Source organism: Undibacterium pigrum, from assembly GCF_003201815.1.
Lineage (GTDB): Bacteria > Pseudomonadota > Gammaproteobacteria > Burkholderiales > Burkholderiaceae_D > Undibacterium > Undibacterium pigrum.
On the sequence record NZ_QJKB01000001.1, the window covers coordinates 1,424,804 to 1,445,798 of the forward strand.

Consider the following 20,995-nt stretch of genomic DNA (forward strand, 5'->3'; position numbering starts at 1 on the left):
GCACAATCAAGCAAAATCAGCCAGCGACTGTTTCCAGCTCAGGTTCTTCTACATAGGTATCTGTCACGGCATCTGCCACATGTTCAGGGTGGCAGATATCATGCCAGGTCACCAGCCTGAGTTCACCCCTGGCGTCTTCCACCAGGGCTGACAGGCTCTCAACCCAGTCGCCATCATTGCAATACAGGATACCGCCTATGTCGCGTATCTCTGGCTTGTGGATATGACCGCAGATGATGCCATCGAGGCCTTTGCGACGGGCTTCGTCTGCCAGTGCATCTTCAAACTGCGTGATATAGCTGACCGCGTTCTTGACCTTTTGCTTCAGGTATTGAGACAGCGACCAGTAAGGCATGCCAGCGCGGGCGCGCCAGTTATTGAAAATCTGGTTGAATTTCAAAATGACCGTGTACAGGCTGTCGCCTACATAAGCCAGCCATTTGGCGCAGGCGATGACGCCATCAAACCTGTCACCATGCAAGACCAGCATGCGCTTGCCTGCCGCAGTGGTATGCACCAGCTCATCCCTGATCTTGATACCACCGAAATCGAGGTCGATAAACTGGCGTACCGACTCGTCATGGTTGCCAGGCACGAAGATGACATTCGTGCCTTTCTTGGCTTTTTTCAGGACGGTCTGCACCACATTATTATGAGTTTGATCCCAGTACCAGCGACGCTTGAGTTGCCAGCCATCGATGATGTCACCAACCAGGTAAAGGGTATCTGAGTCGGTAGCACGCAAGAACTCCAGCAACTTGGCCGCCTGGCAGCCGCTCGTTCCCAGATGCAAATCTGAAATCCAGATAGTGCGGAAACGCTGGGTTTCTTTCTTACCGGTTTTATACAATTTGCTATTCAGGAACTGATCGGCTGGTTTCATCTTTTATTGCTCCCCTGTGCCGTAATGGCGTGCGTAACGGTTATCCAGATTCGCCAATGGCAACATGACGAACAAATCAGCACTATGGAAATCAGGGTCCCAGGCGGGATCACCACAGACCCAGGCACCAGCACGCAAATAACCTTTCAGCAGCGGCGGGATACGTGCCTCGGTAGTGCTGCTATCGATTTCATCAAGCGGGAAAGGCGTGTGCGGCGTAACGCGATATTCGAGTGGAGAAAAATCTGCTGCAGATAAACCACGGTAGATCGCGGCGGCATTCTGGCCACCGTCAGTCAGACTGATACTCGCGCAACCGATGAGGTGCGAGCAACGCTCACGGCGCATATAGGCAGCCAGGCCAGCCCACAGCAACATGATGACGGCACCGCTGCGGTAGTCAGGGTGTATGCAGGCGCGGCCTGCTTCTGCCACGCTATTGCGTATGTGTTGCAGGCGGGACAGGTCGAATTCTGTTTCAGAGTAATAACGACCCAGTTGGCGGGCCGCATTTGGTCCCAGTATGCGGTAGGTGCCTACCACTTTCAGGGTCTTGGAGTCACGTACGATCAAATGATCGCAATGTTCGTCAAATTCATCTTTATCCAGGCCATCGGGATTGGATAAGGCAGACAGGCCCATGCTTTCTATAAAGACCTTATAGCGCAGGCGCTGCACTTCTTTGACTTCTTTTGCCGTGGTAGCAAGGCTCAGATTTAGCTTGGAAAAACTGGGATTAGCATCGGCGGGTATCGTGAGTAATCGCATTCATCGTCCTTGTCATGTTGTTCGTTGATCCGACGAACGAAGAATAATCAAGGATTACTTCAGCAAGATGACAGTTGAATGTCAGTTTTATGACAAGTCAAAAAAACAACAATCCCTGGCTGACGAATGTCAGGCAGGGATAGACAGGTGAAATCTATAGATTTGGGTGCACATCTCCCCAGAACGGAGAATATGACCCAGACCCTTAGCAATACAGCTTAATAAAGCCAAACACAGCTATAAGTCTGTATTATTTTTCTTTCTTTGGCCTGCCAGCCTTCAATGGAGCCAGGCCTGCGATCAATTTTTTCAGGGTGGGAACATCTGTTTTGCCCAGTAAAGCCACGCCTATGCGCAGCAACTGGCTTTTCTTGACTTCCACTCCAGCCTTAAGGCAGGCTTTTTTGACTGCGCCGAGGGCAGCATACTCACTTTCCGGCATGGTGAAGCTGTCGCGCACCAATTTAGGCTTTTTCACTTTTTCCACTACAGGCTCAGCTACCGGCTTCACCTCTACAGCTTTAGCGACAGACTTGCTACGGACTGGTGCGTTTGCTACCACTTTTGTTGCCACTTTCGCGGCTACTTTTACTGGTGGTTTCAATGGTGTTTTTTCATCAGTAACAGGCTTGCTGACGACTTTTTTCTTGACTGCTGCGACTGGGCTCTTCTTAACAGCCACGATTTTTTTCTCTGTACTTGCTGCCACTACCGGACTCAATTTCTTCGTTGTTGCGGTTGCCATTCCAGCCTCCAGGTTAGAAAACATGTAAACAATATAAACAATTTATTGTTGTTATGCAAGGAGCAAGCATAGCCAGAAGAAATGACAGGGACATTACGAAAAAAACGCTCGCAAGAAAAAATATCGCCGCTCATGAGATAATCCGCGCCGTTTCACCGGGCAGCATTTTCCCACCCTATTGTTTCGTTTTTATTATGAATACACGTAATTCTTTATTATTTACCCTGGTTTTAGCCCTCTCTCCTGTAGTAAGTCATGCCCAGATACAGGGTTCAGGCTCTTCCGCAGCAGCCCCCCTTTACCAAAAATGGGCTGATGCCTATAGCAAAACCGGTGGTGCAAATATTGTCTATCAAGCCAATGGCTCTTCTGCAGGCATCAAGAAAATCAAGGAAAACACTGTAGATTTTGGCGCCAGTGATGCCGCCATGAGCCAGGCAGAACTGAAAAAAGAAAAACTGATACAGTTCCCCTCTGCCATCTCTGGCGTGGTCCCCGTCATCAACTTGCCCGGCATCAAAACTGCTGAACTGCGCCTCACTGGTGAAATACTGGCTGGCATTTTTTCTGGTGAAATCACTTCATGGAATGATGCCGCCATCAGCGCACAAAACCCAGGCCTGCGCTTGCCCGCCAAAAGCATAGAAGTCATCGTGCGTCAGGACGGCTCAGGCACGACTTATAATTTTTCTGACTATCTGAGCAAGGTCAGCAAAAACTGGCAGGGGAAATTTGGCAGAAATTTCACCATACCCTGGAACGCCCGTCTTATACAAGTCAAGGGGAGCAGTAATATTGCCAGCACTATCAAGAAAACACCGTACGCCATCAGCTACATAGACTATAACTATGTGACGCAAGAAAAACTCGACTTTGCCCTGCTACAAAACCGCGATGGCAAATTCGTTGCCCCTTCTGCTGAGGCATTTTCTTCTGCGCTGACAAATAGCAGTTGGAAAACCGATGCCAATTTTGAAGAAATGCTGACCGACAAGACTGGTTTGAAAACCTGGCCTATCACCATGGGTACTTTCATCGTCATGCAGCAGCGGGCTAAAGATGTACAACAGACGACGGCTGCCATGAAATTTTTTACCTGGGCCTTCATGCGGGGTGACCGCTATGTCAACAGCGTAGACTTTGTGCGCCTGCCAGACAGCCTGCAAGCCAGGATATTCAAGGAAATGACGACCGTTACCGATAAAAAGGGTGAAGTTCTGAACTGGAATTTGAACCCCATGTAAAGGGAGTTCAGTTTTGTGCTGGTGGTGCAGTCCTGGCCCTGGCGATCAATACAGCAGCAACAGTCAGCAACAAGGCAAAGCAGGTGGTTGCGCATAATGCCAGGCGAAAGAGGAAAGCTTCTTTCGCCATGCTGCCAGTCGTTGCGCCAGATAGAGAATAAGCCATAGGCAAACCCAGCAAGAATGAAGTCATCGCCGTGCTTGCAAATAATATATAACGCCACTGATCGCTCTCGCGTGGTTCGAGTATCACGATATGGGGTAATTTCTTTAGCCATTGCAGATAGCACCAGGCCAGCCCCACTACCCCCACCAGCGTACTCAGATGCTGCAATAAGTGAAAAGCTTTTGTATGCACGCCTGCAATATCCACTGGCTGGCGCAATACGTCAAAGTAAGCAACAGCAAAACCATTTGCATGCGTGAATGCATCCCAGACGATGTGCGTTGCTGCCCCTGAAATCAATGCTATTGAAATCCAGGTTACTTGTGATGGCGACAAAGACTGGGGGGCGGCCATGTGTGCCTGTAATGCCTGTCTTTGCATTTGCGGCAGCAGGTAAATAAAGTGCGCTTGCATATAGCGCAAGAACATGAATACCACCCAACCAACAGGCAGACACACCAGCAGCAAGCCATGCCATTGATGAGCCAGTGTCGCCAGGTCAAAGGCAAATACATAATAGCCAAGATCAGGGGAAATACTGCCTATGATCAAGGCCATGAGATTGAAGCGCCGGGGTGCCAGACGCTGCAAAGGAAGAATGGCGAGCGGGTGAGCAAATGTCCAGGGCATGATGACTTACAGGGCTTAGTTCTGTTTGCAGGGGATAGCGAAATCAACATGATAATGCTCATCATGCCGGATCCAGGCCTTCCCTTTCATAAAATTCACATGTTCTTGCAAATATGCACCGCGCGGTGTGGCAAATAATTTTGCCTGATAAGGCGGGTCAATGATCACCAGAGCCAGGCTCCTGCCCCTGGCTTTTGCAGCAAGATCAAGTTGATATAGATGCTCGGCCAGTGCGGTAAAATCTATTTGATATTCACCAAAGCGCCCCTGAGCATCAAAGTCAATATCATAGCCAAATTTATTGTCGGCGCTGCCAGGCAAAGGACGTGATATGCCTTTGGCATCCATCACGGGAACCATGAAGTCGACCGATAAACCATTTTTGTGAGTGCGATGGGGACGTATGCGCCCGCCCTCTTTCCAGCCCGTTTCGCCATACACAAACACTCTATCGCTGGCAGTTTGTTGGAGTTGCTGATAAGCCAGAGCGATAATATCTGCAACGGCAGTATGCACATAGGTTCGGCCCAGACTGACGCCCAGGCTGCTGTAAGCAGAAAAGTTGCTTCCCTTGGCTGGCAAACTGATTCCATTTTCCAGCCACCCATTGGCCACAGTCCCATAACATATACTCTCTTTGACTTGCGTGGCACAAGAGAATGCCGGGATCATGCAGAGCAGCCAGATGCAGTTTAGTCTGAGTATGTTCAAGTCAATATCCGCAATCCATTTGGCGTCATGATGTGGGCGATCAATTGTGGCGTTTGTTGTATAGGAACTGACTTAACTGAAACGGGGCCTTGCATCTCCAGCTCCTGCATCAGCCGGGAAACCCTGGCAGCATCAGGGTGCAATAATTCCAGTTTCAGCAAACTGATACCATGGTCCTGCATATTCGCAGCGGGATGGGCAGCAGTATGCCATTCGATCAGGGCTGGCGCTATCCCCTGCAATGGCAGGGAACCATCTTCCGGTATCGTGATCAACCAATGATTCTTGCCACGACTCATGGGTTCGATTTTGCCGAGGTCTTCTGTGGTCTGGCCCAGGGCTGTCTGCAAATTGCTGGTTCGTGCCACCCAGTTAGACAAACGGGGCTGACTATCTGATGTCAGCGTATCGAGTGCAAACCAGCGTGGCCGTTCTGGCCTGGCAGCATGCGGATCTGGGGCAATCACTTCGAGGAATAACTCAGGCCCCAGGCGCACAAACATATTATGCGTGCCCATGCGCGCATGCTCACCACCAGCCAGTGGTTCAACACCCAGCACACGTTGAACATATGCTGCACCTGATGCAAGATCAGGCGCAGTGACGGTGATGTGATCTATGATACAAACTGACAAATGATGCCCCGCATTTCCAGAAAGTGTGCTGAGTCCGGCCTGCTTATTTGGCTTCGCCTGCGTTAATTGTGGCTGGTGGAGGTGCAGGTGCAGGTGCAGGTGTAGGAGCAGGTGCAGAGACAGGCGCTGGATTGGTGATTGCCGCTGCGTTGACGGTTGGCAAAGCACCTCGCCAGCCTTCTGGCGTGCAGAGTTCCCATTTTGCATTGGGCACATAAAACAGAGCGGCCTGTTTATGCGAGAGGAAATGGAAAGATGGTTGCTGTATCGCTTTCACCGCGCCGTCAGCAATAAAATATTCAATTGAGAAACGTGGATAAGCCATGACCAGTCCACCGACGGCAAAAGAAACGTCTTCCGGCTTGATGATCTCGGCCACTCTTTCTTCACTGGTGCCGGTCGTGACATCCATCAGGCGCAACCTGGTTTTTTCAAACAATTCACGTTCCGCCATGGATTCGCGCGCATTATTGAGTTTGCGCAAAATACCAAAAGGATTAGTGCCGATATCGACCAGTGAGCCGATTTGTGACAATGAAGGATTATTAACAACTTCGACTATGCTGCGCCAGGAAGATTTGCCTGAGAATTGCAGGGTCACTGCCGGTGTAGTCTGGCTGGCTGCCAGCAGGCCACCTATCCAGGCATTCGCATCTTTTGCCCAATGGTATTTGACGGCGGAGGTATAACCACGGCAGCTGTAAAATGCCAGTGCATCCTGTTTTGATACTGTGCCAAAAAGTTTATTGTCAATAAAGACCAGGCCGCCTACCTCGCCATCTGTCAACGCCACATAGGCGATATTACGGCCTTGCGCGTCTTTCATTTCAAAGCGCTCCATCGCTGACTCTGGCGGCACAGTCGTGATGACATTACGCGCATCAGATTTCTGATCAACTGCCAGGCTTTTAACCGGCGCTGAGCTTTTGCTGGGTTGATCTACATTGTTAGCAGCGAGGGCGGAGAAAGGGATGCACAGCGCGAATGCTGGCAAGCCGACGAATATAGATGAGAGCAGAGGTGAAAGCAGAGATGGGCGCATATGATGAAAAAGATTTATAAAGAAATAATATTAACTCAATACTTCTTTATAACATTATTCATCATGTAACCACAATCTCTGTTACCGAGAGTTGCAGACTCAACTGACTATCACTTCAACCAGCACCATCAATTCTGGGAAATCATCCCGCTGAACCCTGACATGGTACACACCAGGCTGCATCGGTGCCGTATAACTGCCAAGTATGTCTATCGCGCCCGCATTGGCTTCTACCAGCGTCCAGGTAACTGGCTGGCGTATATAGTAGATACCAGGAGGATAGTTAATCCCCGCAGCAAAGAAATGCTGCGCCCCTGGTTTCAGACTGACACTTTTTGCAGCTACGTTGAGATAAGGCGTAAATACCGGCGCAGGTGTGCTGCCTACCGTCACGGTTGCGACGGCTGAGAGTGCCGGGAAGTCTTCTCTTTGAACCTTTACATGATACACCCCCGCTTTGTCAGGCGCAGTGTATTCGCCATTGAGTGAGATACTGCCGCCATCGGACTCCACTACGGTCCATTTGACTGGCTGGCGGATATACCGCACATTTGCCGGATAATTGGTGACTGCAGAAAAACTGAGCTTGCCATTGGTCGCTACCGTCGCGGTCATGGGCAAGAGTTCCAGTGCAGGCTTGAAGCCAGGCTCGGCATTGTCAACTACCACTCCAACGGCACTGGCCCTGGCCAGCAGATCGAGTGCCTGCCCTTGCTGCGCCGCTGTCATTTTTGCCTTCAACGCATCCAGCAACTTGTCTTGCGCATCACCGGCTGTGGTATTGGCGGCAGTCGCAGCCTTCAGGGGTGTGCCATAAAAATCAGTCAGTTTGCTGACATCCACATAACTGGACAAGGCGAGGCTGACATCTGCCTGAGCTTGCTTGATACTTTCAACTGTCACTGCTTTTTCTACTGCTGCGATATCAGGATTTGAGAATACGCCACTCATGTCAGTACGCATGAGGCGGGTAGACAGCATGTCGGTCAGGGGTGTCAAATTGACGACGCCTGCATTGATGGCAATGGCATGCAGTTTTTTATTATCTGCTGCATTATTCACCTGCAACACGCAAGGCAAAACACCACCTGCAATTGCCAGGCTATAAGTTCCATCGGAAGCTGTTGTGGTGGTGCCACTACCAGTGCGACATTTGGCATTGACTGGGGCGCCGGATAACGCCATTCCTGTCGCTGCCGTACCGGATAAAGTCAATCCGATCACTGGCGTCACTACACCAGAGTTCACACTAGTCCCCGTGCCACCACCACACGCTGCCAACAACACTGTCGAAAAACAAAAGCCCAGACTCAGAGCAGGTTTCAATTCACTCACCTTGCAGAAATTTCAGATTAAGGCCAGTGTAAAACCAGCCTTACTCCATGTCTGCTCAAAACTGTATGTAAATTGTCACCAAATTGTATTTCACAGCGGCAGCAGATTCCGGACTATTCTATGGCTGCAGAGCGGTAGCGGTTAACTTCAGACGAAGTCAGCACACCCGCCTTGTTGCCCCAGGCATTGCGTACATAACTGAGGACCAGGGCAACTTCTGCATCATTCAAGGCATGCGCAAATGGCGGCATGCCATAGGGGCGTGGATTATTTTTGGTGACGGGTGGAAAACCACCAGACAAGACCATGCGTACCGGATTGGACAAGGCATGGCTGAGCACCGCAGGATTAGCCTGCAGGGCGGGGTAAATATTTGCCACCCCTACCCCTTTTTCACCATGACAATCCATGCAATGGGTCTTGTACAGGGCTGCACCTTGCTTCATGACGGCTTCCATACGCTCAGCACTCAGTTCCGGCCCTGCCATTGCCTTGTCCAGCATATCTTTTTCTGCTGCCTGTACGGTGGGTATGGCCTGCAGATAAGTCGCCATGGATTTGATATCTGCATTTGATAAATACTGGGTACTGCCAGCGACTACCTCAGCCATGGGGCCAGAAACGGCAGTATGTTGATTGACACCGGACTGCAACAAGGCGATCAATTCCTCAGCAGGCCATTTTGCCAGGCTGACTTCCTTGCTATTGGTCAGCGCAGGCGCATACCAGCTTGTCAACGCGCCTCCAGACAGGTCATTCACGCCAGCATTGGCACCCAAACCATTGCGGCCACCGTGGCAGGCACTGCAATGCCCCAGCCCATTGACCAGATAGGCGCCACGATTCCATTCCAGGGATTTGCTATTGTCTGCCTGATAGCTGGCCGGACGGAAATACGCTGCGCGCCAGAATACCAGCAAAGCCCGTTTATTGTATGGAAAGCTCAACTCATGGGCCTGATTTGCTTTTTCCACCTTGGGTAAAGACATCAGGTAGGCATACATGGCATCCGCATCATCACGAGACACTTGAGTGTAATTGGTATAAGGAAAAGACGGATACAGCAAACTGCCATCTTTGGATTTGCCATTATGCAAGGCTTGCCAGAAATCCTCAGCCGTCCAGCTACCTATGCCAGTTTTCACATCGGGCGTGATATTCGGCGTCCTGAAGTTGCCAAAGTCAGTCTGCAATGAGCGGCCACCTGCAAAAGCAGCTTCACCACGAGCAGTATGGCAACCCATGCAATTACCGGCTTTGACCAGGTACTCACCCTTGCTGATCCTGTCGCTTGCCGACAGCTTGTCAGATGTGCTCTGGGCACTTTTATCATCCACCAGATAATAGCCATAAGCTGCCACGACAGCAGTCCCGGCAAGCAAGAGCAGCAATACAGACAATATAATTTTTTTCATAGACATAGACTTGGTGCAACTGAGAGTACAACTGAGTGATACTTCAAAAGGCCAACGTACAAGATTAAGGTGCAACGCTGCCGCAATTAAGCGGCAATTGCGCGTATTCATCTGCCTTCAATACCGGCGCAATACTATCGTCAGGCACTTTCTGCATGGCCAGCCAGCTTGATACCGCCGCAATATCCTGAGGCTTGAGCTTGCTGGCAACCTGTTGCATGCAATCAGGAGCATGGGCTTTACGACTACCGGTTTGCCAGGCACCCAGTTGCGCAATCAGATAATCACGTGGCAAGCCCAGCAAACCAGGAATATACGGTGCCAGCCCTGTCATGCTTTTGCCATGACAGGAGGCGCAGGCAGGCATATTGCGGGATTTATCACCTTGCAGCACCAGCAGCCTGCCCTGCTCGAGCACGCTGGCACTGGCTTCGCTTGGTAGCGGCGCAGAATAAGGTGGATGCTGATTGGCAAAATAGCCAGCTATTTCTTTCAGATAGGCATCCGACATATGGGCAACCATATAAGCCATGGCAGGATAGCTGCGCTTGCCATCTCTGAAATTGAGCAACTGCTTATACAAGTAGCCCGCAGGCTTGCCTGCAATACGAGGATAGTAGCCATCACTACCCGCACGGCCTTCTGCGCCATGGCAGGCGGTACAGGCTTTCAGCCTCTGCTCCAGAGTATCGGGGACTTTTTGTGCTGGCTGCGCCAAAGCCATCACTGGCAAGACCAGTAACAGGTGAAGCAGCCTGGTTTTTAAACGAAAGATGAAATTCATGATGTAAAAAACAAAGATAGGCACAAAGACGCTAGCTTAACAGTTTGTCCAATTTCTTTATCAGGAACTGTAAGAACATCTGATATAGATCAAACATTGTCAAGCAGCTCATCCCTTGAAGCTTAAAACAAAACTGCAAAAAAACCAGGCAAATCCAGCATATCCGTGCCCTCCCGCCGTTTCTCTGCCCGCCCTTCTTGCGACCCCGTGAAATTTTCTGCAAAAGAAAGCAAAGTCTTGCTTGTCAAGAATGCCCAAGCCGAGGATAATTCTGCCCTTTCGTCTCTTTTGAGGCCCAGATTCAGCAAGATGACCTGGCCCGCTTTTACCAGCGGGCTTTTTTATCCGCGCCGCGCCTGCCGTTGATCTGCAAATGATGATCGCCAGCAGCTTTTCGCCCTTGCTATTGCCAAACACCATTGACAAGCATTTGTTGTCGTATTCGAATTTGTTACATGAAAAATAGCTTAACTGACTCAAACACTGCTCCTGCAACAAAAACAGGCTCCACGCTGACCTTAGGTAAGAAACCACCACTGCAACTGAACCGTCAGCCGCTTGGCCTGGCGCGCACTGCCACGGTACAAACCGTGCAAATGGTGGTTCCAGTCGTGGACACGACTGAAGAAACACCTACACTGGTGACGACGCCTGTTACCGTCATCACCAAACGTCGCTCCAGACTGCAATCAGCCACAACTGAAGGCTCGACAGACACGTCTGAAGATACAGCGGATTTCTCGGCAAATACCGATACCGAAAGCACAGACAATACAGACGCGAACTTCGCGACTGCTGAGTCAGACTTCGCTAACGGACAAGTTGCAGAAGCAGTAGTGAGCAGCACCAAGCCAGAAACAGCAGCAATCACTGCCGATGCTGAAGTGGCCAAGCCACGTGTCGTCGTGATACGCAAAAGCGGGCCAAAACTGGCAAAGAAATTATTGCTGGCCGACCAGCCTGCCGCACCTGCACCGACGATTATCAAGCGTGAGGCACGCATAGGCTCAGGTAAACTGGCACCACCAGCACCGGTAGTGACATTGAAGCCACTGGCTGCAGCGACGCCTGGTGCAGTTGCCGGATTTGCTGCGACTAAGCCAGTTACGTCCAGTGCATCCATGGCATCCACGACACCTGCCCGTACCACGCCGGCGGCAGCAATCGACGTAGCTGCGGCCCTGAACGCCATCGTATCGGCTTCCCCTGCAGCAGCTACAGCAGCAAGCAGCATCAAGGATATCGATACATCAGCGTATGTCTTGCCAGCGATGCGTGAGCCTGCCAAGCGCGGCCGCAAGTCTTCTGAATTTCATTTTGAAAATGATGAAATCCAGGCTTTGAATGCAGCAGAGTCAGCCGAGATGAAACGCGCTGCCCGTGTCAAGGCCAAAAAGCCTAACGCAGCCAACGCTGCCAGTCAGGAAGCACAACTGGAACTGTATCGCAAGCAGTTGACCAAGCTGATCAACCTGGGCAAGGACCGCAGCTATCTGACCCATGCAGAAATCAATGATCACCTGCCGGACGATGTTGCCGATGCAGAGATGATACAAGGCGTGGTCAGCACCCTCAACGACATGGGTATTGCAGTGTACGACGCAGCACCAGATGCCGCCATGATGCTGTTGACCGACAATGTCGCCAATAATGTCACCGAAGATGAAGCCGAAGCTGCAGCTGCTGCTGCATTGGCAACGGTAGACTCAGACTTTGGCCGTACTACCGACCCGGTACGCATGTATATGCGTGAAATGGGTGGCGTAGAGTTGCTGACACGATCAGGCGAAATTGAAATTGCCAAACGTATAGAAGATGGTTTGAAAGACATGGTGCAAGCCATCTCTGCCTGCCCTGGCACGATACAGGAAATTCTGGCGATTGCCGACAAAATTGCCAAAGATGAAATCCGCGTGGATGACATCATCGATGGCTTGCTGGACCCGGATGCATCTGACGCACCTGCAATAGAACTCAGCGACAATGATGATCTCGATGACCTTGATGACGACGATGATGCAGTAGCAGAAAACGCCAGTGGCATCAGCGATGAACAATTGCAGCACATGAAAAATGTGGTCTTGCAAAAATTCGCGATCGTGGGCATGCGCTTTGAACAAATGCAGGCGGCACGTGCGACAGATGGTTATAAGTCGCCAGCCTATCAGCAGGCGCAACTGGCCATCACACGTGAATTGCAGGGCATGCGTTTCAGCGTCAAAACAGCTGAGAAATTGTGCGATTCTTTGCGCAAGCAAATGAAGACTTTGCGTCAGACTGAAAAGCAGATGCTGGAATTGATGGTCAATAAATGCGGCATGCCACGTGCCTATTTTATTGAGCACTTCCGTCAGAATGCGAGCAATCCTGAATGGCTGAACAAGGAAATCAATGGCACATCAAGCTATGCTGCCATCCTGGGCCGCAATATCCATGCTGCGCGTGAACTGCAACAAAAACTGATAGACCTGGAACTCAATGTCAGCCTGCCTTTGCATGATCTGCGTGAAATCAACAAGCAGATGGTTGCTGGTGAAAAACGATCCAGCGAAGCCAAGGCAGCCATGACCGAGGCCAATTTGCGCCTGGTCATTTCCATCGCCAAAAAGTACGTCAACCGTGGCCTGCAATTCCTGGACCTGATCCAGGAAGGCAATATCGGTTTGCTCAAGGCCGTGGATAAATTTGAATACCGTCGCGGTTATAAATTCTCTACTTATGCAACATGGTGGATCAGGCAGGCGATTGCCCGTGCGATTGCCGATCAGGCACGCACGATACGTGTACCTGTGCACATGATAGAAACCATCAACAAGATGAACCGCGTACGTCGCCAGCTCTTGCAAACCACAGGCCTGGAACCAGAACCAGCAGCGATTGCCGAGAAGATGGGCCTGCCAGAAGGTAAAGTACGTGAAATTCTGAAGATCGCCAAAGAACCAGTTTCACTTGACGTGCCTATCGGTGACGATGGCGATTCGCAACTGGGTGACTTCATTGAAGACAGCATGACATTGTCACCAATGGCAGCAGCAATGCAGGCCTCGGTACAAGAGAAATTGAAGGAAGCCCTGGATTCTCTGAGTCCACGTGAAGCCAAGGTTTTGCGCATGCGTTTTGGCCTCGACACCAGCACAGAATTTACGCTGGAAGAAGTGGGTAAACAATTTGAAGTCACGCGTGAGCGCATACGCCAGATTGAATCCAAGGCGATGAAGAAATTGCGCCACCCTGCCCGCGCTGACCATCTGAAGAGTCTGATGGAAAGCAACTAGGTCGCTTTGGCATCAGTCTGACCGAATCAGCCTGACCAAAACACAAAGCACTGCAGCGTAAGCTTGCAGTGCTTTTTTATTTTGTAGGAGCGGCTTTAGCCGCGAAGACATAGCCGTGCCAATCATTGTCGACCGTATCAGACATTCGCGGCTAAAGCCGCTCCTACAGAGATTTGCCTCAAGGATTTTTAAATTAACTGAGCAGGAAAGACAGGGCAAACTGCACCTGTTCCAGCCGTGCCTGCTGGCTACCCTCAACCAGCAAGAAAGGTATTTCCCTGTCATCCAGCACATTCAATACTTCTTCATGCACACGGTCACGCACATAGGCAGACTCACGCTGCAAGCCATCGGGCTGCCAGGGAAAGTCTGGTGCTGTCACCAGGCAAAAATCATATTGATGCGAAAGTTCCAGTTGGGCCAGTTCAACATCAGGCTCGCCAAAATAATGACGACTGTAAATCGCCGTCATAATAGGACCGGTATCACAAAACAGCCATTGCCTGGCCTGTTTCAATAACTCTGCTTCGCGCTGCACCTGGGTCCTGGCGATCAGGATTTGCTCTTCCTGCCTCGGCACCCGCTGATGCTGCTCAACAAATTCTCGCAGATATTCAGGCACCCATACGGTTTGATAATGTACCGCCAGAGCCTCGGCCAGTATGGATTTGCCTGAGGACTCAGCCCCCAGTATGACGACACGATTTACTGAGGACATGTTTTACTCCAGGCACGCAGGCCCATGATGGCCATGAAAATGAAAATGGCATATAGCACGGCTGTCAACATCAAGCCCTTATATACATACAGGCCAACATACAAGACATCAACGATGATCCATACATGCCAGTTTTCCAGTTTTTTACGACTCAGCAAAACCTGGCCGAGCAAACTGCCCGCGGTAAGAAAACCATCTGCATACGGCACATCAGTATCCGTATAAGTCTTGAGGAACCAGGCCAGCAAGACGAAGATCACCGCTGTTACTCCAATTGAAGCCAGCCTGCCCTGGGTAGTCAAGCGTGTCACCTGCAAGCGTTCATGCACATCGTCACCGCGCAACCAGTTCATCCAGCCCCATACCGACACCAGGATAAAGACAAACTGTAACCCCATGTCCCCGTATAATCTGGCGTCAAAAAATACAGCTGCATACAAGCCGGAAGAAATGATGGAAAACAGCCATGCCCAATGCAACTGCCGTATATTCAGGGCGACCGTGATGACCGATAAGACAAAGGAAATCAGTTCCAGCAAAGTTGTGCTGAAACCGAACAAGGGGATAGGATCATTCATCATGCATAAGATAATTGGCGTGCCCGCATTATCAACGATAGCGCCACTTGTGTCATAGCATATTGCGCAACACACTTAGGGTCCTGCGACGGAAAATTCAGGGAAATCCGGCTCAGCTTTTGATATTTAGATTGTGACAAGCAAGGCTTATCCGCTATATTCCTAGAAATCATACAATTTACAGAAAATCAGCTCCATGAAAAAACACTCAGGATTCTCGCTATTGGAAATGATGGCGGTCGTATTAATTATTGCCGTTTTATCATCCATAGCCATACCGTCCTATATGTACAAAATCATCCGTGAACAATTGGAAACCGGGATCCGCTTTGCTGATATCGCCCAAAAACCCGTTGCTGCAGCATGGCTGGCGGAGCAAAAATTCCCGGCGGACAATCTCGCAGCAGGCTTGCCAGTAGCCGATAAAATTGTCAGCAATCTCGTCAGCTCAGTAGCAGTGCAAGATGGCGTAGTGAATATTACATTTGGAAATAGTGCGAATGGCGCACTCAAGGGCAAGGTCATCAGCTTGCGCCCGGCAGTGGTAGAAGATGCACCTATGGTACCGGTTGCCTGGATTTGCTCCAACGGACCCGTGCCCGATAAAATGACCGTCAAAGGCATAGACAGAACGACGGTTGCTGCCACCAATCTGCCTTCTTATTGCCACTCCAAGGTAGCAGGCAAAAAATAAGCCTCTCCTGGTTCAGCAAAGCTCTGCATATACAATACCAGCAAGGGCACTTCGAAACTGAAGTGCCCTTGCTTATTTCAGAACTTATGTTCGAACATGACGCGGGCAGTCACTGTAGTTGGTGTGAGATTGGTTTGAACTGAACCATTAGCACCGCTAAAGCTGCCAACATTGATGTTGTCCTGATGCAGAAGATTGCCCAGCGATACGCGCAAATTTGTCTTGGGATCAAACTTCCACAGGGCATACAAATCCAGTACGCGCTTGGGTACGGAGTAAGAACTCTGTACTGCAGAAATATTGACAGGGCCACCGCTCTGGAAGCTTGCATTACCACCTACAGTAAGCGGTATTTTATCCATCTTGTAATCTACACCCAAATTGGCGCTGATAGGTGTCTGCGAATCCAGGCGGTTATTGGGGCCAGGTACACTACTCAAACTGGACCAGTTGAAAGAAACATTTGCCCTGAAATCAATAGCTGGTGCGCCCTCCATCATGGCACGCAAAGGAAACTTGGCTTCCAGCTCTATGCCCTTGGTCGTTGCCTGACCATCATTGACTGGCATACTGACCCACTTGCCATTAATATCTTCAGACGAATCTGTACGCGTAATATCATTAATCTTGCGCAAGAAAACACTGGCACTCAACATGCCGCCACCTGGCAGATAATGTTCATAGGCCATATCCAGTCCCCAGGCCAGTTCCGGCTTGAGATTAGGATTACCCTGAGAATCTGGATTATTACGAGTGTTGTCATTCGAATAGAAACGACGCGGTATCAGGCGACTTGTATCAGGCGCTTTATAGGTGCGGGTAATACCCAGGCGGATTTGGTCATTTTTACTGTCAGGCAGCTTATACAAAGTCTGCAATATCGGACTCCATACACTGAACCTATTATGTATGTCATAAGGAGTATTGTTTGCATTCGGAATAGGGGATTTAAAGCTGCCACTGCTACGGGTATCAATACCTTCCCAGCGCAAACCACCATACACAGACCATTGCTTGGTTATATTCCATTCATCCTGAGCAAACACTGCCAGACGAGTTACATCGGCATTGAAGTTTTCGTCAAGATTATTCGCTGATAAGGGAAAAACGCTAAGGGTATTCGCGACAAAATCAACGTTGTCTTTTTGTGTGCGCGTTTCACTGCGCTTGCTGTACGCGCCATCCCAGCCAAATACAAAAGAATGATCCTGAACAAATGGCGCACTGTATTTGCCACTCATGGTCAGACCTTTGTCGGTCGCTCCAGAAATACTCTTGCGATCCAGTATTTGCGCATTATCTTTGTTATAACCTGCAAATCCAACATCCGAATTACGCTTGTTATAATTCACACCCAATTTGACGTCCAGCTTGGCACTGTCCTCCAGCTTGTGTATCCAGTTCAAATTAGTGCGCAACATGGAAAAATCGGAATGTATTTTTTGCAAATCACTGCTGTACATTGGCAACAAGCCATTAAAATTTGGATCATTCGTCCTGACATCAGTGGAGTAGCCATCAAAACGATTCGCATTAACAAAACTTTGAGTTGTCAGCGTATCACCATTTTCAAAATTCCAGTTTACCCTCGGTGAGAACCCCACATTGCTGAAAGTACCCCAACCCAGGTTGTAAGTATGCGTTTTGACAAACGGATTACCATTGGCATCCATACGAACTTCATCCGAATAAGATGGACGCTCATATTGCCCATGATTCAGATTGCCTGATATGGAATAAGACATGCGCCCAGCTTTATCCGACACCTGATAATTGATGTTTTCACCAAACTTGCCGCCATCTTCAAACAAACCCAGCTTGAGCTCCTTCTGTGCTGTCTGTACAGATTTTTTCAAGACAATATTGATTGAACCCGCAATTGATGCGGTGCTCAGTTCAGCAGTAGCAGCACGGATAATTTCTAGGCGCTCGATCAAATCAGGGGACAGTGAATCCAGAGAAAACCCCGGAGGACTAGGTTCGCCATTGAGCATGATCTGGGTATAACCTGCGCCCAGGCCACGCATGCGGATATCGCCGCCACGGCCTTGTACGCCCCCCATGGTCACACCTGGCAGGCGCTTGAGCACTTCACTGACGGTGGTATCACCATAACGTACGATATCTTCTTGCGTAACCACGATCTTGGTGGCGGTATCCTGACGGCGCTCGTCATAATTGCGGGTGCCTTGCACTTCTACTTTTTGCATCTTGGGTTCCGCTGCTTTTGCATCAGCTTTTTCAGCCGGTTCAGCATTGAGTGGCGTTGCAGTTTGTGCAAAAGAAGACTGGCTGAAAGCCGCCATGATGGCCAGAGATAAAATAGTCGGGCGCAAAGAAAAGCTGTTAACTTGCATATAGATATTATTGTGGCAATAGTGGTAGAGAATAGAGCTAAGACCATACCACAAGGCTTCAAGTTCCACCCCACAACAATTCGTTACTTGCCAAAATGCATTACCAGATTTGCAAAACCGGCCAATATCTGATACAGAGATTTACATCAAGGCTGTCAACGCAAGCCTGAGCTCGCGCATTGAATCCTGAGCATTACAACAGGAGTACATCATGCGTATCAAACTTATTGCTCTGGTCGCCATCGTGGCAGGTATGTCCAGTTTGTCTGGCTGCGTGGTCGCGCCTGCACATGGCTATGGATATGGATCACGGGTTTATGTCAGCCCGCCACCCATCATTATTGAGAGTGGTCCACGCTGGGGCGGTGGCAGACACTGGCGTCGCTGGTAAGCCTGCCAGAATATTTTATTGTTGCTTCATTCAAACAGAGGGGCAATGGCTATAGGTGCTTGTTGCGCCAGCAATTGCCCTTTTTCTGCAGTATCAGCAAAGCGCAGGTTCGCAATTTTATAGGCCTTGTTGCTTTCGTCAGGGAATGCACTATTCTCTTGCAAGGCAAGTGCATGCATTTGCATGTCTGCGCCTCTGAATTTTATGCCAGCCTGCTGCAGATTTTTTGCATACGAGAATCTTACGCCCACACAAGACCGGGCAGAGATTCTGGCATCGCCTGTGCTTTTCACATAAGCCAATGCCTGCTCACATGCCAGACGCAAGTCGGCGATTTCATAGACGCCATCTGAGCGAGCGATAATCGATATCCTGCTTTGAAAATTGACTTGCCCTGCAGTCTGGTTTAGAACCAGTTCGGCATTTTCATCATAAGCTGATTTCAGCAAAGGAAAACTGGCACGGCCTGCTGCATCTAAAGGCAGGTTAAGCCGCATGCTTTTGCTGACAAGATTCAATTGCAGGTTGTCTGGCAAAGGGCCGCCGTTTTTACTGACAAGCTGGAAATGATTCTGGATAAGATGCTTGGGCTTACCGTACTTTTCAAACTGTATCATCAGGCGATACGCGTTACGGTAGCTGATCCATTCAGTATCGGCCTGGCTTTCAGATGTCTGTGCCGCCGCTTGCTTCGTGACTGGCGTTGCGCTATTTGTTTGCGCAAAGGCCAGTACTGAAGCAAACTGCATCAGAGCAAAAATGGAGGCGTACTTAGTGATCATGCTTTTATAAAATTAAAATCGATATGCCAGTCCGGAATACACCGTGACATAATTTCTCTTGCCCAGCCACAAGCTGTCCTGGTTGATATCAAATTGATGTGTGGCAGTCACATGCGAGGTGACTATCCAGGACGCACTCAAGTCCCAGTTCCAGTTCAATCCCAGATATACATTCCTGACGTTGGCATTTTCGTTGATAGCAGGCCTGCTGGATTTCCAGGTCAATACTTCACCACCCGATGCTGTAAAACCATTACCAGGCCCGGCCACATTCACGAGTGCGCCATCTGATAAATTTGGATCAAATCGCGAATTGGCGCTGTCAAAATAGCGTCTGCTCCAGGTCAGCCCCGCAGACAATCCCAGGCCATGATGCGAGGCCAGTTTAAAATAACTGCGCCCTTCCACGTTCAGGTACGTGGTCTTCTTGCCAGCGCCGGTTCCCAGCAATAATTTGCTACCCAGCCGCAAGTTGCTCAGCGGGCGGAAATTAAAAAAACCGCCAACCTGAAAACTGCCATCGACATCACCATAGCCCGCCAGTTTGCGTGCTGCCGAAGCGGTACAACCCCGTTGATAAGACAACAAAGGACCAACTTCATAAGCACTGGATGGACTCAGATGCATGCCAAGATTGGTATTGCGTAAAAAAACGCCATTACTCCATTGCATTTGCACATTTGGCATGATTCGAGTCGTCTGCTCACCGCCCACCTCACAACTAGGTTCTGACAATACACCCAGGCCTACATACATGTCGGAACTACCGTCGGGCAACATGCTGGATGCCGGGGTCTGGGCACAGGCAAGACGGGCGACACAAAAAAGGGATGCAAATAGTATAGATTTCATGCTGATCAATTGTAGTCGTGTATATACCCAGCCTATCGCCGATATCATCAAAAAAGCGAACCGGCGCCACAGGTATAAAGGCGTGAGAAATCCGCATCATAGACAGCTCTTTCTATTTTCGCAACGTCAATACTCATGCTCAAGGCTCTTTCGCATTTCCTGAAATCACATCGACATATAAGCGCGCATAATTCTTTGCCATCATTTCGGCATTGAATATGGTCTGGTAACGTTTTTGCGCAAAATTACCCATCTGCATGGCCAATGCTGGCTTATCCCACAAGCGCATCAAGGCGGCACGCAAAGCAAACGTATCTTCTGGCGGCACCACCAGACCAGTCTCATCAGCAATATTGAGAAAGGCAGTACCAGTTCCTGTTTCGCTGGTGATCATGGGCTTGGCATGCATTGCAGCTTCCGGCAGTGAAATACCCAATGTCTCTGAGCGCAAATGTGATGGAAACACCACACCATAGCAAAGACTGAGCAAGGCAACTTTATCCTCTTCTGGCAACGCCCCCAGAAAATGGACATGATTCAGCTGCAAGTCCCTGGCTTGTTGCTTCAGTGCCGCGGCTTCTGGCCCGTCACCGACGATGACAAGCGGTATATCGGTATCCGCCACGGCTTGCAACAAGATATGCAGGCTTTTGCAATAATCCAACCGCCCCCAAAACAGAAAGAAACGCCCGTTGAAACGCTCGCGCCATTTTGCCAGCGACTCGCTATCTGGCCGGGAATAGACCTCATTGTCCTGGCTGTCCAGGCTATAGGCAATCGCCTCAGTCTGCTCACGGTAGCCATTCAGGACCACGTTGCCAGACAAGTAACTGGGCGAAGTCGTCACCATCCTGTCCACATCATTCAAAAACCAGTGGCGCAAGGGCTGGTACACTTTCTCCAGAATTTTTTGTCGCACAATGTTTGCATGATAGGTCACGATGTTGGTTTCCTGATGGCACAAAAATACAGGAGCAGCGGCACAACTTA

General features: G+C 49.8%; 21 protein-coding genes. 4 read left to right on the forward strand and 17 right to left on the reverse strand.

Features of this window, described 5'->3' with window-relative positions:
* Positions 1–16: 16 nt before the first annotated feature.
* The 3 genes from DFR42_RS06380 to DFR42_RS06390 form a co-directional block, all read right to left on the reverse strand.
* Positions 17–883, reverse strand: coding sequence for a UDP-2,3-diacylglucosamine diphosphatase (locus DFR42_RS06380; RefSeq protein WP_110254040.1), 867 nt, complete (start codon positions 881–883; stop codon positions 17–19).
* Positions 884–886: 3 nt separating this feature from the next.
* Positions 887–1,651, reverse strand: coding sequence for a GNAT family N-acetyltransferase (locus DFR42_RS06385; protein WP_110254041.1), 765 nt, complete (start codon positions 1,649–1,651; stop codon positions 887–889).
* Positions 1,652–1,901: 250 nt separating this feature from the next.
* Entirely contained in the window at positions 1,902–2,396 is a 495-nt protein-coding gene (locus tag DFR42_RS06390; RefSeq protein ID WP_110254042.1) for a hypothetical protein, read from the reverse strand.
* Positions 2,397–2,590: 194 nt separating this feature from the next.
* Here DFR42_RS06390 and pstS point away from each other — a divergent pair, with 194 nt between their 5' ends.
* The gene (gene pstS, locus DFR42_RS06395; RefSeq protein WP_110254043.1) at positions 2,591–3,640 is read left to right on the forward strand and encodes a phosphate ABC transporter substrate-binding protein PstS; all 1,050 of its coding nucleotides are present in this window, start codon (positions 2,591–2,593) and stop codon (positions 3,638–3,640) included.
* A gap of 7 nt (positions 3,641–3,647) precedes the next feature.
* On the opposite strand, the gene DFR42_RS06400 is transcribed toward pstS, so the two are convergent.
* The 8 genes from DFR42_RS06400 to DFR42_RS06435 all read right to left on the reverse strand — a co-directional run bounded on the left by DFR42_RS06400 (position 3,648) and on the right by DFR42_RS06435 (position 10,838).
* Complete coding sequence (locus DFR42_RS06400) at positions 3,648–4,436, reverse strand: DUF4184 family protein (protein ID WP_110254044.1); 789 nt, start codon at positions 4,434–4,436, stop codon at positions 3,648–3,650.
* A gap of 15 nt (positions 4,437–4,451) precedes the next feature.
* Positions 4,452–5,108, reverse strand: a complete 657-nt coding sequence (locus DFR42_RS06405; RefSeq protein WP_110254045.1) for a penicillin-insensitive murein endopeptidase — start codon at positions 5,106–5,108, stop codon at positions 4,452–4,454.
* Positions 5,109–5,143: 35 nt separating this feature from the next.
* Complete coding sequence (locus DFR42_RS06410; RefSeq protein WP_110254046.1) at positions 5,144–5,782, reverse strand: VOC family protein; 639 nt, start codon at positions 5,780–5,782, stop codon at positions 5,144–5,146.
* 43 nt (positions 5,783–5,825) lie between these two features.
* Positions 5,826–6,824 carry a hypothetical protein gene (locus DFR42_RS06415; protein ID WP_110254047.1) on the reverse strand — a complete coding sequence of 333 codons (999 nt, stop codon included), beginning with the start codon at positions 6,822–6,824 and terminating at the stop codon, positions 5,826–5,828.
* 99 nt (positions 6,825–6,923) lie between these two features.
* A complete protein-coding gene (locus DFR42_RS06420; protein WP_146218791.1) occupies positions 6,924–8,150 on the reverse strand; it encodes a hypothetical protein in 1,227 nt (408 codons plus the stop codon).
* Between the two features lie 122 nt (positions 8,151–8,272).
* Positions 8,273–9,574, reverse strand: coding sequence for a c-type cytochrome (locus DFR42_RS06425; protein WP_110254049.1), 1,302 nt, complete (start codon positions 9,572–9,574; stop codon positions 8,273–8,275).
* A gap of 64 nt (positions 9,575–9,638) precedes the next feature.
* Positions 9,639–10,358, reverse strand: a complete 720-nt coding sequence (locus tag DFR42_RS06430) for a c-type cytochrome (RefSeq protein ID WP_110254050.1) — start codon at positions 10,356–10,358, stop codon at positions 9,639–9,641.
* A 108-nt stretch (positions 10,359–10,466) separates the two neighbouring features.
* A complete protein-coding gene (locus DFR42_RS06435; protein ID WP_146218792.1) occupies positions 10,467–10,838 on the reverse strand; it encodes a hypothetical protein in 372 nt (123 codons plus the stop codon).
* Here DFR42_RS06435 and rpoD point away from each other — a divergent pair.
* The gene (rpoD, locus tag DFR42_RS06440) at positions 10,814–13,633 is read left to right on the forward strand and encodes an RNA polymerase sigma factor RpoD (protein ID WP_342766834.1); all 2,820 of its coding nucleotides are present in this window, start codon (positions 10,814–10,816) and stop codon (positions 13,631–13,633) included. The genes DFR42_RS06435 and rpoD overlap by 25 nt on opposite strands.
* A gap of 193 nt (positions 13,634–13,826) precedes the next feature.
* Here the strand turns inward: rpoD and DFR42_RS06445 are convergent, their stop codons facing one another.
* Together DFR42_RS06445 and pnuC are read right to left on the reverse strand one after the other, a co-directional pair.
* Positions 13,827–14,351, reverse strand: coding sequence for an AAA family ATPase (locus tag DFR42_RS06445; protein WP_110254052.1), 525 nt, complete (start codon positions 14,349–14,351; stop codon positions 13,827–13,829).
* Positions 14,339–14,929, reverse strand: a complete 591-nt coding sequence (gene pnuC / locus DFR42_RS06450) for a nicotinamide riboside transporter PnuC (RefSeq protein WP_110254275.1) — start codon at positions 14,927–14,929, stop codon at positions 14,339–14,341. The genes DFR42_RS06445 and pnuC overlap by 13 nt, the downstream gene beginning before the upstream one ends.
* A gap of 196 nt (positions 14,930–15,125) precedes the next feature.
* On the opposite strand from pnuC, the gene DFR42_RS06455 reads away from it, so the two are divergent.
* Positions 15,126–15,623, forward strand: a complete 498-nt coding sequence (locus DFR42_RS06455) for a pilin (protein WP_110254053.1) — start codon at positions 15,126–15,128, stop codon at positions 15,621–15,623.
* A 77-nt stretch (positions 15,624–15,700) separates the two neighbouring features.
* Here DFR42_RS06455 and DFR42_RS06460 read toward each other — a convergent pair whose 3' ends face one another.
* Positions 15,701–17,980 (reverse strand): TonB-dependent receptor plug domain-containing protein, encoded by a 2,280-nt coding sequence (locus tag DFR42_RS06460; RefSeq protein WP_110254054.1) that lies wholly within the window; start codon positions 17,978–17,980, stop codon positions 15,701–15,703.
* A 211-nt stretch (positions 17,981–18,191) separates the two neighbouring features.
* On the opposite strand from DFR42_RS06460, the gene DFR42_RS06465 reads away from it, so the two are divergent.
* Complete coding sequence (locus DFR42_RS06465) at positions 18,192–18,371, forward strand: hypothetical protein (RefSeq protein ID WP_110254055.1); 180 nt, start codon at positions 18,192–18,194, stop codon at positions 18,369–18,371.
* Between the two features lie 26 nt (positions 18,372–18,397).
* Here the strand turns inward: DFR42_RS06465 and DFR42_RS06470 are convergent, their stop codons facing one another.
* From DFR42_RS06470 to DFR42_RS06480, 3 genes are all read right to left on the reverse strand, one after another.
* Complete coding sequence (locus tag DFR42_RS06470; protein WP_110254056.1) at positions 18,398–19,153, reverse strand: hypothetical protein; 756 nt, start codon at positions 19,151–19,153, stop codon at positions 18,398–18,400.
* Between the two features lie 12 nt (positions 19,154–19,165).
* Complete coding sequence (locus DFR42_RS06475; RefSeq protein WP_170133419.1) at positions 19,166–20,005, reverse strand: MipA/OmpV family protein; 840 nt, start codon at positions 20,003–20,005, stop codon at positions 19,166–19,168.
* Between the two features lie 139 nt (positions 20,006–20,144).
* Positions 20,145–20,945, reverse strand: a complete 801-nt coding sequence (locus DFR42_RS06480; protein ID WP_170133420.1) for a glycosyltransferase — start codon at positions 20,943–20,945, stop codon at positions 20,145–20,147.
* Positions 20,946–20,995 lie beyond the last annotated feature (50 nt).

Coding starts and splice junctions, on each gene's coding strand:
- DFR42_RS06390 (WP_110254042.1), bottom strand. CDS start 2,396: ATGGCAACCGCAACAACGAAGAAATTGAGTCCGGTAGTGGCAGCAAGT.
- pnuC (WP_110254275.1), bottom strand. CDS start 14,929: ATGAATGATCCTATCCCCTTGTTCGGTTTCAGCACAACTTTGCTGGAA.
- DFR42_RS06400 (WP_110254044.1), bottom strand. CDS start 4,436: ATGCCCTGGACATTTGCTCACCCGCTCGCCATTCTTCCTTTGCAGCGT.
- DFR42_RS06385 (WP_110254041.1), bottom strand. CDS start 1,651: ATGCGATTACTCACGATACCCGCCGATGCTAATCCCAGTTTTTCCAAG.
- DFR42_RS06405 (WP_110254045.1), bottom strand. CDS start 5,108: ATGATCCCGGCATTCTCTTGTGCCACGCAAGTCAAAGAGAGTATATGT.
- DFR42_RS06470 (WP_110254056.1), bottom strand. CDS start 19,153: ATGATCACTAAGTACGCCTCCATTTTTGCTCTGATGCAGTTTGCTTCA.
- DFR42_RS06475 (WP_170133419.1), bottom strand. CDS start 20,005: ATGAAATCTATACTATTTGCATCCCTTTTTTGTGTCGCCCGTCTTGCC.
- DFR42_RS06460 (WP_110254054.1), bottom strand. CDS start 17,980: ATGCAAGTTAACAGCTTTTCTTTGCGCCCGACTATTTTATCTCTGGCC.
- DFR42_RS06380 (WP_110254040.1), bottom strand. CDS start 883: ATGAAACCAGCCGATCAGTTCCTGAATAGCAAATTGTATAAAACCGGT.
- DFR42_RS06445 (WP_110254052.1), bottom strand. CDS start 14,351: ATGTCCTCAGTAAATCGTGTCGTCATACTGGGGGCTGAGTCCTCAGGC.
- DFR42_RS06455 (WP_110254053.1), top strand. CDS start 15,126: ATGAAAAAACACTCAGGATTCTCGCTATTGGAAATGATGGCGGTCGTA.
- DFR42_RS06430 (WP_110254050.1), bottom strand. CDS start 10,358: ATGAATTTCATCTTTCGTTTAAAAACCAGGCTGCTTCACCTGTTACTG.
- rpoD (WP_342766834.1), top strand. CDS start 10,814: ATGAAAAATAGCTTAACTGACTCAAACACTGCTCCTGCAACAAAAACA.
- DFR42_RS06425 (WP_110254049.1), bottom strand. CDS start 9,574: ATGAAAAAAATTATATTGTCTGTATTGCTGCTCTTGCTTGCCGGGACT.
- DFR42_RS06415 (WP_110254047.1), bottom strand. CDS start 6,824: ATGCGCCCATCTCTGCTTTCACCTCTGCTCTCATCTATATTCGTCGGC.
- pstS (WP_110254043.1), top strand. CDS start 2,591: ATGAATACACGTAATTCTTTATTATTTACCCTGGTTTTAGCCCTCTCT.
- DFR42_RS06465 (WP_110254055.1), top strand. CDS start 18,192: ATGCGTATCAAACTTATTGCTCTGGTCGCCATCGTGGCAGGTATGTCC.